Origin of the sequence: Neisseria maigaei, assembly GCF_958267405.1 — a bacterium.
In the GTDB taxonomy this organism is placed as follows: Bacteria; Pseudomonadota; Gammaproteobacteria; order Burkholderiales; family Neisseriaceae; genus Neisseria; species Neisseria bergeri.
The window spans coordinates 1-16,046 of the sequence record NZ_CATQFT010000008.1 but is presented as its reverse complement, the minus strand read 5'-3'; the positions used below and the strand labels follow the sequence as shown (position 1 = coordinate 16,046).

At 50.5% G+C, this 16,046-nt stretch carries 4 protein-coding genes and 2 pseudogenes; 4 read left to right on the top strand and 2 right to left on the bottom strand.

All coding sequences use genetic code 11. The annotated features are described in order from the left end of the window. The first annotated feature begins 123 nt into the window (after positions 1–123). The 4 genes and pseudogenes from Q3O06_RS03310 to Q3O06_RS03295 form a co-directional block, all read left to right on the top strand. Positions 124–432: a hypothetical protein gene (locus Q3O06_RS03310; RefSeq protein WP_301817704.1), complete on the top strand. Its 309-nt coding sequence runs from the start codon at positions 124–126 to the stop codon at positions 430–432. A gap of 144 nt (positions 433–576) precedes the next feature. Next, the gene (locus Q3O06_RS03305; RefSeq protein WP_070814418.1) at positions 577–1,101 is read left to right on the top strand and encodes an ankyrin repeat domain-containing protein; all 525 of its coding nucleotides are present in this window, start codon (positions 577–579) and stop codon (positions 1,099–1,101) included. Between the two features lie 240 nt (positions 1,102–1,341). Next, the gene (gene gyrA, locus Q3O06_RS03300) at positions 1,342–4,098 is read left to right on the top strand and encodes a DNA gyrase subunit A (protein WP_301817695.1); all 2,757 of its coding nucleotides are present in this window, start codon (positions 1,342–1,344) and stop codon (positions 4,096–4,098) included. A gap of 323 nt (positions 4,099–4,421) precedes the next feature. Further along, positions 4,422–4,637 (top strand): annotated as a pseudogene (locus Q3O06_RS03295) (TonB-dependent receptor); the annotation flags it as partial. A gap of 147 nt (positions 4,638–4,784) precedes the next feature. On the opposite strand, the gene Q3O06_RS03290 reads toward Q3O06_RS03295, so the two are convergent. Continuing rightward, complete coding sequence (locus tag Q3O06_RS03290; RefSeq protein WP_301817782.1) at positions 4,785–5,732, bottom strand: YadA family autotransporter adhesin; 948 nt, start codon at positions 5,730–5,732, stop codon at positions 4,785–4,787. Between the two features lie 387 nt (positions 5,733–6,119). Continuing rightward, a pseudogene (locus tag Q3O06_RS03285) lies at positions 6,120–15,848 on the bottom strand (ESPR-type extended signal peptide-containing protein); the annotation flags it as partial. Positions 15,849–16,046: the final 198 nt, after the last annotated feature.

The window sequence follows — 16,046 nt, the reverse complement described above, 5'->3', positions numbered from 1 at the left end:
GCACCGCGTTTCAGACGGCATACCCGCTTCATACGCCATGCCGTCCGAACATAGGGCTACCCGCCCACAACAGACAAAAGCCGTGGAGGAACATCAAAAAAAATAACATTTTTGTGGGAGGCAATGCCGAACCTCCGCCTGCATCCGTTTTTTAATGACGTGCGCCAGCGTTTCGGCATTGCCCCCATTCTATCCTTTACCGGCAGAAAAGCCTTCTTCGGACGGCATACCAAAATCGGCATCAGCTTCGGCAAAGACCGTCCCGAAAGCACACATACCTGCACATCAAACTTTTTCAATCCGCCCGTTTTTCCTCCTCGCATTCCCATCCGAAAATATACCGTCTTCACCCACCTATTCCTCCAAATCGAAAAACGCCAATACGTCCCACCAATCACCGTCATCGGCACGATACGCCATCACAACAATTGAACGATTATGTTAATGCGCGGCCGAGTATCTTTAAGCTGGAAAATGCTAAGGATAATTTGAGTCATCGCCATGAGAAACCAGGTATTGATGACTTAGAAGATATTAGAGATGATATGGAAAAATTTTTAACGACAGGAAAATAAAATGAGACTAGATCCTTATAAAAATGATATTGGCATGCAGGTTGTTCGAGCGAACAGACTAGGCGATATCAAATTTCTGCAAAAAACGGCAGACAGCGGCCAGTTTGATCCTTTGAAAATCACGCCGTCTGAAAAATGGAGCTATCTGCACCGCATTAATATGAATCCTCACAGTCCTTCACCGCTCGAAACCGTCCGGTTCTATCTGGACAAAGGCGTAGCAGTCAATGCCCAAGATATATACGGCATGACTCCACTACATTACGCCATGCGTGCCAGAAACGGCGATGCAGCATTAGCGTTGCTGGAGGCAGGAGCAAATCCGAATATAGCCGATGAAGACAATATGATTCCTCTAGCAATGATAGGCTATATGCCCGAACGATTAGATGTTTTGAAAGCTATGCTTGATAGTGGTGCTAATGTTCATTTTTTTAATGGAAACGAAACAGTTATAGACAGCTATCGCTCAGATTCAGAACCGGAGCTAATGCCTATCGTGGCATTAATGGAGCAATATGCGTAAGAGACAAAAAGAAGCAAGGCGAAGGCGGCTGCCACATCTTCCCCTCCGTCCCGTTTTCCTATGGAAAGGATTATGCCCCGATGCCGTCTGAAATGCCGCCTGTACAAATTTGTGGAAGCCGGACGCTTCCCGCCGCATTTTGCCCGCGCCTTTCAGACGGCATATCCGGCCGCCGCACCGTTTCATGTTGAAATATGCTAAAATAAGCAACAATTTTTTGCCATACGAAACATTGAAACCATGACCGACGCAACCATCCGCAACGACCACAAATTCGCCCTCGAAACCCTGCCCGTCAGCCTTGAAGACGAGATGCGAAAAAGCTATCTCGACTACGCCATGAGCGTCATTGTCGGGCGCGCATTGCCGGACGTGCGCGACGGTCTCAAACCCGTACACCGCCGCGTGCTGTACGCCATGCACGAGCTGAAAAACAACTGGAATGCCGCCTACAAAAAATCGGCGCGCATCGTCGGCGACGTCATCGGTAAATACCACCCCCACGGCGATTCCGCAGTTTACGACACCATCGTACGCATGGCGCAGGATTTTTCGATGCGTTATGTACTGATCGACGGTCAGGGCAACTTCGGTTCGGTTGACGGCGACGGCGCCGCGGCGATGCGTTATACCGAAATCCGCATGGCGAAAATCGCCCACGAAATGCTGGCGGACATCGAAGAAGAAACCGTCAATTTCGGCCCGAACTACGACGGCAGCGAACATGAACCGCTGGTGTTGCCGACCCGCTTCCCCGCGCTGTTGGTCAACGGCTCGTCCGGTATCGCCGTCGGCATGGCGACCAACATCCCGCCTCACAACCTCACCGACACCATCAACGCCTGTCTGCGCCTTTTGGACGAACCCGAAACCGAAATCGACGAATTGATCAACATCCTGCAAGCCCCCGATTTCCCGACCGGCGCAACCATCTACGGCTTGAGCGGCGTGCGCGAAGGCTATAAAACCGGCCGCGGCCGCGTCGTCATGCGCGGTAAAACCCATATCGAACCGATAGGCAAAAACGGCGAACGCGAAGCCATCGTCATCGACGAAATCCCGTATCAGGTGAACAAAGCCAAGCTGGTGGAAAAAATCGGCGAACTGGTGCGCGAAAAAACATTGGAAGGCGTATCCGACCTGCGCGACGAATCCGACAAATCCGGCATGCGCGTCGTTATCGAATTGAAACGCAACGAAAACGCCGAAGTCGTTTTAAACCAACTCTACAAACTCACCCAGCTTCAAGACAGCTTCGGCATCAATATGGTTGCCTTGGTTGACGGTCAGCCGCGCCTGTTGAACCTGAAACAGATTCTGGCGGAATTCCTGCGCCACCGTCGCGAAGTCGTTACCCGCCGCACCCTGTTCCGCCTGAAAAAAGCGCGTCATGAAGGGCATATCGCCGAAGGTAAAGCCGTCGCCCTGTCCAATATCGACGAGATGATTCGCCTCATCAAAGAATCCGCCGACGCGCCCGAGGCCAAAGAAAAACTGCTGTCCCGCGCATGGCGCAGCGGCTTGGTGGAAGACATGCTGAGCCGTACCGACCTCGACCTGCGCATGGCGCGCCCCGAAGGTTTGCCCGCCAACCTCGGCTTGCAGGAACAAGGCTATTATCTGAGCGAAATCCAAGCCGACGCCATCCTGCGCATGAGCCTGCGCAACCTGACCGGCCTCGACCAAGAAGAAATCGTCGGCGATTACAAAAACATCATGGCAAAAATCATCGACTTTTTGGACATTTTGGCGAAACCGGAACGCATCACCCAAATCATCCGCGAAGAATTGGAAGAAACCAAAACCAATTTCGGCGACGAACGCCGCAGCGAAATCAACCCGTTCGGCGGCGACATTGCCGATGAAGACCTGATTCCTCAACGCGAAATGGTCGTTACCCTAACCCACGGCGGCTACATCAAAACCCAGCCGACCACCGACTATCAGGCGCAGCGTCGCGGCGGACGCGGCAAACAGGCTGCCGCCACCAAAGACGAAGACTTCATCGAAACCCTGTTCGTCGCGAACACGCACGACTATCTGATGTGTTTTACCAACCTCGGCAAGTGCCACTGGATTAAGGTTTACAAGCTGCCCGAAGGCGGACGAAACAGCCGCGGCCGTCCGATTAACAACGTCATCCAGTTGGAAGAAGGTGAAAAAGTCAGTGCCATCCTCGCTGTCCGCGAATTCCTCGAAGACCAATACGTCTTCTTCGCCACCGCACAAGGCATGGTGAAAAAAGTCCAACTTTCCGCCTTTAAAAACGTCCGCGCCCAAGGCATCAAAGCCATCGCGCTCAAAGAAGGCGACTACCTCGTCGGTGCCGCTCAAACCGGCGGCTCAGACGACATCATGCTGTTCTCCAACTTGGGCAAGGCCATCCGTTTCAACGAATACTGGGAAAAATCAGGTAACGACGAAGCGGAAGATGCCGACATCGAAACCGAGATTTCAGACGGCATCGAAGACGAAACCGCCGACAACGAAAACACCCTGCCAAGCGGCAAACACGGTGTGCGTCCGTCCGGTCGCGGCAGCGGCGGCTTACGCGGTATGCGCCTGCCTGCCGACGGCAAAATCGTCAGCCTGATTACCTTCGCCCCCGAAACCGAAGAAAGCGGTTTGCAAGTTTTAACCGCCACCGCCAACGGCTACGGCAAACGTACCCCGATTGCCGATTACAGCCGTAAAAACAAAGGCGGGCAAGGCAATATTGCCATCAACACCGGCGAGCGAAACGGCGATTTGGTCGCCGCAACCCTAGTCGGCGAAACTGATGACCTGATGCTGATTACCAGCGGTGGCGTGCTTATCCGCACCAAAGTCGGACAAATCCGCGAAACCGGCCGCGCCGCAGCAGGCGTGAAACTGATTAACTTGGACGAAGGCGAAACCTTGGTATCGCTGGAACGTGTTGCCGAAGAAGAATCCGAATCCGACCCCTCCGACGCTTCTGTAATTTCCGGTGTAACCGAACCGGAAGCCGGAAACTGAAAATCATCTCCCGATGCCGTCTGAAGATCCAGACGGCATTTATTTTATCCCTCATCCGTCATCCGGCTTCTCACAATATAGCGGATTAACAAAAATCAGGACAAGGCGACGAAGCCGCAGACAGTACAAATAGTACGGAACCGATTCACTTGGTGCTTCAGCACCTTAGAGAATCGTTCTCTTTGAGCTAAGGCGAGGCAATGCCGTACCGGTTTTTGTTAATCCACTATAAAATTTGAAAACAGCTTCCCGACTTTAACTTATCAAAAGCATATTGCATCCTTTTTAAAGATTATAGAAAACAATATATTAATAAGAAATGGACGGTCAAATCCGTTAAAAGCGGCTACGGCGTACACGACATTTATGCCAACTGGCAGCCTTTGGGCAAAGACAATATGAACGTCAACTTTGCCGTCAACAACATCGGCAACAAAAAATACCGTTCGCACAGCCAACGCTTCCCCGACGGCGACGGGCGCGTACCGTTCTACGAACACGGCAGAGAGTTTGTCTTCGGTTTGAACTACCGCTTCTAAGCTGCCGTTTTAAAGAAATGCCGTCTGAAGACCCTTTCAGACGGCATAGGTTGAAAATGCGGCACACCCAAATAAAAAGGGCGGCAAATCGCCGCCCTTCCCTTCAAACCTTCCGCCTGCCCCAACAGCAGACAGGCGAAAAAGCCCTTACCACTGATAACCGACAGATGCGGAAGCACCGAAATGGCCGCGCGAATTGCCGGAAGCCGTGCCTTTGATAATCCAATTTCCGCCGTCGGAAATACTGGAGTAGCCGATGGCGTAACCGGCTTCGCCGCGATAAGTGCCGCCGCCGATCGCCATCATACTCTTGCCGGGCAAATACGCCTGAACCAAACCTGCGGTTGCAATCGCTTGGGCGATACCCGCGCGCGCGTTGCCGTCCACATTGTCGATGCGGTTGTTCAAGTTTTGCGCCACGCCTTTAAGTTGTGCAACGTTTGTAACATCCCCCTCTTTAACGCCCGGGGCGACATTGGTAATGCGAACGGGTTTGTTGTCCTTCTTACTGCCGACATTCAATGCGTCCCCATCCACGCTCAAAGTGGGCGCATCCGCACCGGAACCGAGCGAAACGCTGGAAAACTGCGGGGTCATCGAAGTGGCGATGCCGATATTTTTACCGTTGCGGGTAATCTCGATGTTGTTGCCGGCATCAATGTTGACGGTTTCATCCATCTTTACCTTGCTCGGCGAAACATTGCCGCTGATGACTTTGCCCGAAGAACCTTTAACCACTTTGGAATCCAAATTCCAACCGCTGTTTTGCAGCTGATCGACGTTGACGGCATCGTCCGGTTTCTGACCCCAGGCAACATTGGTAATGACCGTGCCGCCGATACCTTTGTCCAAACCGTTGTCTTTCAGGTATTTGTCTTTCGCTTCAACCCGTGCAACTTCTGCTGCGGCTTTTTGAGCAGCTTCGATAACGGCTTGAGGCTGACCTTTCAGCTCTTTGGCAATCTTGTCGGCAGCATCTTTGGCATATTGGTCCTGCTGCTTGGACAATGCGTCTTTCTGATCGGCAGTCAGCGCGGCATCGTCGGAACGTTTCGCAAGCGGCGTATAACGGTCGCCCTTGTTCTCAGGATCCATGCTGGCAGACTGGCGGACTTTCGCTGGATCGACTTTAGGCTGGGTCTTGTCGGCAGTACCGTCGGCTTTGCTGAGATACCAGTTGCCGTCTGCATCTTTAACCACTTTATTGCCGTTTTCATCGACAGCGGAAATCTGGCTCATCGGCAACTCGGCATCTACTCTGATGTAGGTGTTGGTTACGGTCTTACCGTCTTTGTCGACTTCCTCAACCGTTGCCGCTTTAACGACGGTATTGTTGCCGTTGGCAAAGTGTACATTGTCGTCAGGGTTCACTTTTTCCAGCTTGCCCGCATCCAGCGCGTATTTGCTGTCGCCGAATGCCGCATCCGCTTTGGCTTTTTCTGCCAATCCGACGTTCCAGCCGGATTTGTTGATTGCATTGGCGACCGTGTTGCCGGTTACAAAGCCCGAGCCGCCATTGTCTGCCGATTTAATATCCGCAGCGGGAATTTCCGTCTTCGTCTTCGGTTTCCCGTTTTCATCGCGCTCATAGTATTTGCCGTCGATGATGACCGCATCGACTTTCGAGCCGTCGTTTTTGGTTATCTCGACTTTGTTGGTAACCTTGCCTTCTTTGGCAGACACGGTAATCACGCGTGTGCCGTCGGCGGCGGTGCTTCCGCGCACCTCGATGCCGTTGCTGCCTTTGAAGTCCACTTTGTCGGCGTTCTTCACGACATCGGTGTAGCCGTTGCCGTCTTGGGTCGATACCACCCAGCCCATATTTTGCAAATCGCCTACGGTTGCGGCGGCATTTTTATTGACTGGTGCGGTATCTGTACCTGCCAAATCGATCAGTTTTTCCGTTTTCGACTCTGCCGGCTTACCGTCCGCCTTTTTATCGCCGTTCGGTTTGGTACTTACTTCGCTTGTATTCAACACCGATGCCACGCCGACAAGTTGGGCCGGTTTGCCGTCTGAAGAGATTTTCAGTGCCGTTGCCGGTTCTTTTCCTGTTTCGTTGTTGTTTGCGTTTACGGCTTTTTCCGTCGTCAGGCTGACCGGTTTTTTGCCGTCTTCATCTTTACCGATTTTCACAGTTGCAAACTCAACATCGTCTTTGGTCGCATAAGTGACTTTGCCGCCCGCATCCTGTTTCACGGTCAGATTTTTACCCGCAACCATTTCAACGGTTTTACCCGGATTGATGACTTCCCCGTTGTTCTTCAGGGTATTATCAGCAGTCAGATTGTCGTCGGCGGCAGTGGCGGAAGTCTTCAGCGTAAAGCCCGACTCGTTAATGGCTTTTGCCACATTCTGCGCCGTAACACCTTTATTTTGCTCTTTCACCAAATCGGCTTCCGCCTTTGCCAATGCGGTTTTTTTCACATCATCCGCCGGATTCGCGTCTGCATCGGCTTTCGCCGCCTTCACAGCATCTTCCAATGTTTTCAAATCGGGCGCACTGATTTTGCCGTTTGACGCGGTCAAATCCGCCGTATCCACATCCACCTTCACTCGGCTTTCCGCTCCGTCGGTTTCGATGCTGACCGTCGTACCTTTGCCGTTTACAAAGTTTATGGTGTCATACGCCCTGACAAAATCAACCGCGCTTCCGTTGCCCTTCAAGTTCCAGCCGCTGTTTAAGATGTCGCCCACAGTGGCGGCGTTGTTCGCATTCACATTGCCGTCCGCCGTGCCGATTGTCGGGGCGGATTGCGATTTGCTTGCCGGTTTGCCGGTCGGATCGGCGGCATCCGCCGTGTTGCGGGTTTCAGGAAGGTTTGACTTGACATTCGACAAGGTGGTCGGAGATGTCGTGCCTTTCGCGCCGTTGACCGAAACGATTACGTCGCCCGCCGGCACTTCGCCTCCCGTACCGTCGGCATTCGGATAAAACTTGGTTTCCGTCGTGCCGTCATCTTTGGTCACGGTTTTCGGATAGACTTTTGTTCCGTCTTTCTTGGTATATTCCACCGGTTTGACCGAATTGTTCGTCGCAAGCTGGTGATCCACGCCCACTGTAATGGTGCGGACATTACCATCCGTTTTACCGGAAACGGTAACGCCCGATGCACCCACGAATTTCACTTCTTCGGCATTTTTTACCTGCGCGTTGTAAGTCTCAGCGGGATTGTCTGTTTTCTTATCGGCAGAAAGCACCCAGCCCATACCGCGCAAGTCGCCCACAGTGGCGGCGGTATTGTCGCCCACTGTCGGAGTGCCTGTAGCCGGTTTGCTTAAATCAACCAAGCCTGTTTGTGGCGTATCTTTGTTGCCAACTTGAGGATAAGTCGCTAAACCGCTAGTTACGCCTGTAATACTCACCGGTTGAGCCGCACCACCTGCCGCAGCGGGTTGTTTGCTTAAGTCCAAACCGTTTGCAGTCGGCGCGATATTGACGGTGTTGCCGCCTTTTTTCAGAGTTACGCCTTCAAATTCCGGTTTTTCGACGGTGGCAAACGTGAAGTTTTTACCGTCACGTTTGACGCGCAGGTTTTTGCCTGCCGTGAAGGTTACTTCATCGCCTGCGGCAATGCCTTCACCTGTTGTGTCATTGGTTTTATCCTTATCTTTAATCTCTTCATCTGTGTTGTCCGCCTTCGCATACCATTTCGCGCTGTTGACGGCATTGGCGACGCTTTCCACCGTGGCGAGCTTGCCTCCGTCGCCGTCTTTGGCTTTAAGCTGCCCTTTTTTCTTGTCGCCTGCATCCGCCGACAGTGCTTCCGTTACGCCCGTTACGGCTGTAACTTTGCCGTCGTCGCCCACTTTGATGGTCGTGTCGTCGGTTTTGACATCGTATTTCACGCTGACGGTATCGGGATTGCCGTCCTTACCTTGCGTAACTTCCACATTGGCAACCGTGCCGTTGCCGTTTTCGTAATTGACGGCATCGCCCGGGTTGATCAATTGGGTTTTGTTTGCGTCGGTTGCCGCCTTGCCATCGATTTTGGTCGCATTGGTTTTCCATCCCGACTGATTGATGGCGTTTGCCACATCGCCGGTTTTTGCCACTTTGTCCCCTGCTTTAGAGTCTGTGTCTGCCTGCCCGTTTGTGCCGACGACAACCTTGCCGCCCGCCGTCGTAATGCTGCCGGCTTCGTTTTTGGCGGTAATGGTAACGACTGCGCGTTTGCCGCCGTCTTCTGCGGAAACGGTAACATCTGTCGTCGCCTCATTGCCGCTGACGAAGTCCACGGTGTCGTAGGTGCGGACGAAATCGACGTTTTCGACCTTGCCGCCCGCCTGTTTCGCGCCCCGGATGTTCCAGCCGGCATTTAACACATCTTGAACGCTGGCGGCGCGGTGATAGGCGGCAGCATCAATGTTGCCGGTAATGTTCGTGGTCGGGCTGCCCGCCAAGGTGTCGGTCAGGGTCGGCTTGATACCGTTCAGATAGACCGGTGCTTTGTTGTTTATCGAGCCATCGGCGGCGGTTTCCGTACCGGCGAGGGTCAGACCGTTTGCACCGCTTGCGATATTGACTTTCGCCCTATCTTTGCCGATGCTCAGCGTGTTTTCCACATTGGCGGTTTTAACTGTAATGTCCTTCGCCAAGGCAAAGGTAATGTTGCCGCCGTCGCGTTTGACACGCAGGTTTTTGCCCGCTTTCAGGTTCAACGTGTCGCCCGCCTTGACTGCCGTGCCTTTATCGTTTTCGGTCGGCGTGTCCACACTATCGTCCGTGTTTTCCACTTTGGCAATCCACGCCGCGCTGTTGATTGCATCCGCAACGTTTTTCACTGTGGCAATCTCGGAAGCCGCGCGGGTTTCTGCCTCCGCCTGTGTTTCCGTCGTGCCGTCTGCCTTGGTTTTTGGGGTAACAGTTACCTTGCCGCCATTTGCTGCGGCAATCGCGCCTGTATTGACTTTTACGCCGTCTTTGCCGACCGTAAGCGTTTTATCGGCGGCTTTCACGGCAATGCCGTCCGTCGTGGTCTCGATGCCGTCTGAAGTCTTGACCTTCACGCCGTTTGCGCCAACTTCCAAAGATTTGTCGGCAGCTTTGACGCTGTATTTCACGGTCGAGGTCTGCTTGTCGTCAGACACGCTGACAGACACGTCCGTGCCGTCGCCTTGTGCGAAGTTTACGGTGTCGTAGGCTTTGACAAAGTCTTTTGCCGTACCTTTTTCTTGGATGTTCCAGCCGCTGTTCAACACGTCGCCTACGGTTGCCGCATTGGTTTCGGTAAGTGCGGTCGGTTTTATTGCTGAAGTTGTCGGCGCGGTCGTACCGGTTTTCGCGCCGTCAAGGTTGCCGGCTACATTGGTAATCGCATTGCCGCCGTTGTTTAAGCCGTTTTCGGTCAGACTAACATTCGGTTTTTGCTCACCGCCGGTAGTCGGCGCAGCGGGCGTAATGGTAATGCCGTCTGAACTGATTTTCACCGTCGGTTTGCCGTCGGCTTTAAACTCTGCACTGGTCAGGTTAATTAATTCAGGATTCAGGCTGTAAATTACTTTACCGTCCGCTTCTTGTCTCACGGTTAAGTTTTTACCCGCGACCATTTCAACGGCTTTGCCCGACTTGATGACTTCGCTGCCTGTCGATTTGTCATCTTTCTTACCATCGGCATCGGCGGAAGTTTTCAGCGTAAAGCCGGAATTGTTGATCATATCCGCAACGTTTTTAGCTGTAGCAACACCTTTGTCATCCAAAGCCTTATTTAATGCCGTTTCGGCATCTTTGACTTTTTTCTCAGCCTCTTTCTTCTGTTCATCTGTCGCATCTTTAGGCAATGCGGCCAACTCGTCTTTTGCAGTTTTTAATGCGTCTTGAAGTTTGGAATCAGTTGACGGCGCAATCACAGAACCGTCGGTACTTGAAACCAGCTTGGCTGTTTTTACATCAGGCACTTCCACATCAACGGTAATGGTGCGTACGCCGTTCACGGTTTTACCCGATACTTTGGCGGCGTTTGTGCCGACGAATTTCACTTCGTCCGCATTTCTCACCACATCACTGTATGACTTATCGTCTGCGCCGGTTACTTTATCTGCCGAAACTTTCCAGCCCATATTTGCCAAATCGCGTACAGTGGCGGCAGAGTTTAAAACATTGTCTGCCAATGCCGTCTGATTATGTGCCGTACCCAAATTAACCAATTTTGGTTGGGTTGTCGGTGCGGTGCCGTCCGGCGCGCTTGTAACCGTTGTCGTATTCAACACCGAACCCACTCCTGTAATTTGCGTCGGTTTCGCATCTGTGCCTGTACCGCTGCTGATATTCAACGCGGTCGTCGGGGCTTTTCCTGTCTGATTATTATCGGCGGATGTTGCCGCTTCGGTTGTTAAGCTGACTGGTTTTTTGCCGTCTTTTTCTTCGCCGACTTTGACGGATTTAAATTCAACATTATCTTTTGTCGAGAATGTGAATTTACTTCCATCTTGAGCAATCTTGATGTTTTTATCTGCTTCAAATGTAACGGTTTCGCCCGGTTTCACAAGTTGCGCTGCTTCGCCTGACACCTCTCCATTTCCAGTTTTAGCAGCAATGGCATTCCAACCCGCCTTGTTGATGGCTTCAGTAACATTTTCTACCGTCGCAATCTGTTTGCCCGCATCAGCTTTTGCTTTATTTGCAGCATCAAGTTTTGTTTGTGCCGCTTGCTGTGCAGTAGCATCCCCAGCCTTGGTCGCTTCATCCAATTCCTTGGTCGCCTCTGCAATCGCTTTATCTAGTGCAGTTGTTGCCTTACCCGTTGATTCCGTTGCAATATCACCCGTGTTTACTTTCACGCCCTCTGTACCAACGGTAATTGTGCTATCCGCTGGTGTTACAGAAATAGTATTATTTGCCGTATCTTTCTGTAAACCATTGCCAACGTTCACATCGTATTTCACGTTTACGTTGCCAGTTTCTTTGCCTGCTGCATCAGTATCTTTAGTCACAGATACCGTTGTGCCACTACCATCCAAGAAATTCACTTGCTCGCTTGAATTGATGGTGTCAACTTCAGTTTTGTTATTTCCTGCAACTTTCCAACCGCTTGCTTTTAATTGGCTAACGTTTACAGCATCGTTGTCATCGCTACCGTTAGCTACGTTGGTGATTTTAATTGGGCTTGTGCCATCTGCTCCAGTGACTTTTAAATTATCACCATCGTTGGTGATTTTCGGACCTTTGTTGCCACCGATTTGAACGGTTGTAAACACAGGATTATCTACTGTTTTAAAGGTAAATTTATTCGCTGTGCTGTGGTCGATTTCAATGTTTTTGCCCGCATCAAAAGTAACTTTGGTGCCGGCTTTCACATTGTCATCCGTACCATTTTTGCCATTGCCTGAAGCAGCTGCAATCCAATAGGCATCATTAATTGCTGTAGCAACGCTTTGTGCGGTTGCTACCTTATTGTTTTCCTTGTTGTATGCCTGTTGTGCAGTCGCCAGCTTAGCTTCAGCCTCTTTCAAGTTTTGTTTCGTCGTCTCGGTGCTGCCTGCATTATCTGCATCTTTTGCATTATTCACAGCAGCTTGAGCATCTTTAACCGCTTTGTCCAGCGCTTTCAAATCCGGTGCAACCACCTTACCGGCAGTTGTCGTCAAATCGGCTTTATCAACATCAAACTTGATTTCGCTACGTTTTTTCTCTGCATCCGTTGTCACCGTTACAGTCGTACCATTACCATCCGCAAATGCGACTTTATCACCCGGTTGAACGAGATCTTTGTCGCTTGTACCTTGTTGTAATGTCCAACCGCTTGCGTTGATAGAATCCGCCACGTTTTGTACGGTGGCAATTTGGTTTGCTCCGGCGGCAACGAAGGCTTCCTTCGCAGTATCAAAGGCCTCTTTTTTCTTGTTTAAATCGCTATTTGCCACATCATAAGCATCTTTTGCCGTATTACGTACTGTCTCAGCTTTAGTTTTTTCTTGTTCTAACGCTGACACCCGGTTTTGACGCTCTGTCAATGTTGCCTGTTGGTGAGCCAATTTTTGCGTGCGTTGATCCACAACAAACTGAGAGTCCCCTACCTTCTCTTTGGCTTTATTCAGTACACTTTGTTTTTTAGTGTCAGTTGGGGTGCTATCTACATCAGCCTGTGCTCTTGCAAGTGCGGCTTGGTCTGTTGCTAATATGCTTTGTGCTGCCTGTAACTCTTGCTGTGTTGTTGCAATATCGGCTTGTATTGCTTCAACTGCCTCTTTTCCTTTGGTTAAGGCAGTATCCGCTGCCAAATACGCTGATTCTGTTTGTTGATACGCATCGTTTTTCTCACGCCATTCTTTTTGGCTGGCAACCAATGCCGTTTCAGCAGCATTCATCGCTGCTGTAACCGTTGCATTGTTTGCTTTGGTGGTGTTGTTTGGCGTATTCATCGTACCATCAGGATTTGCCGTCACTTCCCCCGTGGTAACTTTCAAACCCGCAGAGTTAACCGACAAGGTGCTGTTCACTTCTTTTACATCAAATGTAACATTGGCACCTGCCGGTTGTTTTTTTATGTCCGCAACAGCCACTTTTTGTGCACCAGCTTTCAACTCACCATCGGTGGTAAAATCGCTTGCTTTATAGAAATCACTCCCAATTTTGACCAGCTTATTGCCATCTATGTCTTCTGCTTGATTAATTTCAGCAATATTAACCGCTGTGCCCAAGCCATCCAGGAAGTTCACACGGTCATTGCTACCAATGTTAGACATGCGGAATTTATTATTGCCGCCCACTTGCCAACCGTTAGTAATGGTTTGAGAAAGTGAACGGGTGATCGCATTTAACTGCGAACCATTGACCGCATCGGTGGAATCTTCCGCCACACGACCTGCCGCCACATTTTTCAACTGGCGTTCCGCACCCGGTGTACCAAAGGAAACCACATCCCCTTCAGACGTGTTAATACCACCCGCCCATCTGAAAGTGTATTTTGCCTTCGCTGAACCGGTTTCAACCACGTTGCCATCTTCATCGTAAGAAATATCTGTTTGACGTGTACCTTTGCTCACCTCATCAGCCACGGCACCCGTACCAATCGCCACCGAATTTTGCATGCCGGCGTGCGCACCCGTACCCAATGCCATTGAACCAAGTGCATCTGCTCGTGCACCCGTACCAATCGCTACGCCCATCGCTCCTTTAGAAAGAGAGTGAATCCCCATCGAGATAGAGGCATGACCATTTTTGTTGTCTGAGCTGCCGTAATCTAAGGAGGCGGTATTCAGGCGATAGCCAGTGATTTCGCGGTACGCATCGGAAAGCTTTTCCCCCGCCACCGTTTCGGTTTGCACTAATTTGACAGTACGAGTAACGGTCTTACCATTGATTACTTCCGTAATTTTGCCATCGTATAGTTCAGGTGTGCCATCCTTCGTTATTTTTTCTCTGCTATAGCTTACAACTTGATCCGCAGCCGTGCTAATATCCGACCCGCCAATCATAATAGATGAGTGCCCTTGTGCAATGGTACCTAAACCCATGGCAATCGCACCTTGTTTGCCAGAGGCAACCGCCCCTTGACCGATGGCAATGTCGGACACTTGTTCCGATACTGCACCTTGACCGACTGCAACAGAAGAGGTTGCCGCCTTAGAACTATCGCCGACAGCCACAGCAGATTTATCAGCATTTGCCTGATAACCTGCGGCTACGGCTGATTCTTTGGCACGAGCAGCCGTACCTGCAGCCACCGCATAATTACCTTGCGCTTCCGAACCCATACCGATGGCTACCGCAGCCTCCGCATTCGCTAATACGGACGCTCCGGAACCGATCGCTGTGGCACCAAAAGCACCTTTTCTAACGATTGAGTTCGTACCAATCGCCACGCCCAACGGGGTGGTAGAGTGAGCCTGCATACCGATTACGGTCGAACCATCTTGACCATAGCTAGAACGATAGCTGTTATCTAATTTTACGCCTACTAATTCTTTATATTTGTCTGTTATCCTAATTGGTTGACCATTTTTTCCTGTGCCAGGCGTTGTCTCAGCGTCAAAATCATTCACGCCTTTGGCATCTTCGCTATCAGGATTCTTGGCCTTAAAATATTTCTTTCCATCATAGGCTTGAATATCATTACCACCGATAACGATAGAGCCCTGACCTGCTACGGATTGCGCGCCAATGGCTACCGATTGATCCCCGATAGCACGGGCATTACGACCTAAGGCTGTGGCTTCATTAATATCTACATTTTGGAAAGAGAAGAAACCATCCTTATTGGCCGTTCCTGTATTTTTGAAATAATCTAGTGTTTTGGTAGTGCCACCAAAGGCTTTCGCCAATACTTTAACATTAGTATCCGCATCGGTAGCATTGTCCGTCGGTAATCCATCTGTATCCACCTTGCGGTATCCGGCACCAGCACCGGCCCCTACTGCAACAGAAGAGTTTAAAGAAATATTAGTTCGATTTACCCCAGTATAAGCACCAGTACCAATAGCTACACCGCCTGCATCATTACCATTAAGATTTTTCCCAGGTTTGTTAGTTCCCGACATAGCACCAGCACCAATGGCAATACTATAACCTTTACGGTCATCTTGATCTCGAGTTTCAGCTTCTGCACCCATAACAATATCATACTTTCCTCTTGCTGTACTTTGTCGACCAAACGCTATTGACGTGTCTCCAATGGTCTCACTTCTGTAGCCTATGGCATAACTATCGTGACCTGTAGTTTTCGATTCCATTCCCAATGCCAACGATGTAGCACCATTTGCTTGTGAGTTTGCACCAATAGCTACAGCATTATTATATTGTTGAGCACTAGCACCCCTACCGATAGCTACAGCAAAATTTTTATCTGCTTTCGCTAGATAACCTAATGCTATATTGCTTTCTCCACTGGCTTTTGAGTCGCTACCTAAGGCTATACTACTGTTCTTTCCATCGGCTGTTGAGTTTCTACCTATTGCTAATGCTCCATCGTTTCCACTTGCCTTGGAATCTTTACCAATAGCAATAGAGTCGCTACCTGTTGCAGCAGCCGTCGTCCCTTTTGTTGAATTAATCTGAATCAACCCATTTGCAGCAGTCTCAGCCGCATAAGCCGCACTACCGCTTAATAGCGACAAGGCGATGGCCGAAGATTTAATAAGGTTCGCTGAAGAGCCGGACGCACTTTTTTTGGCACTTGATGAGCTTTGTTTTTTGTGTGCCTTAGTTAATTCAGATACTGCCACCCAAGATTGGGTTGCCTGGCTGTAAATGACACGGAAAATTTTGTTCATTGATTCTCTCTGCTTGCAATACGCCGCCCGCGCTTTTGACGTTTCCGGCCGCCGGACGGCAAACGGCCATACACAATTATTGACAGTCCCATTGTATTGCGAAAGTCAGTCTAGGAGAATCAATCTAATTGTCAACATTCCCTTATGATTAAAGGGATTACGCTTTTTTACGCAAATGCGGGGGGGGGGGGGGATTTT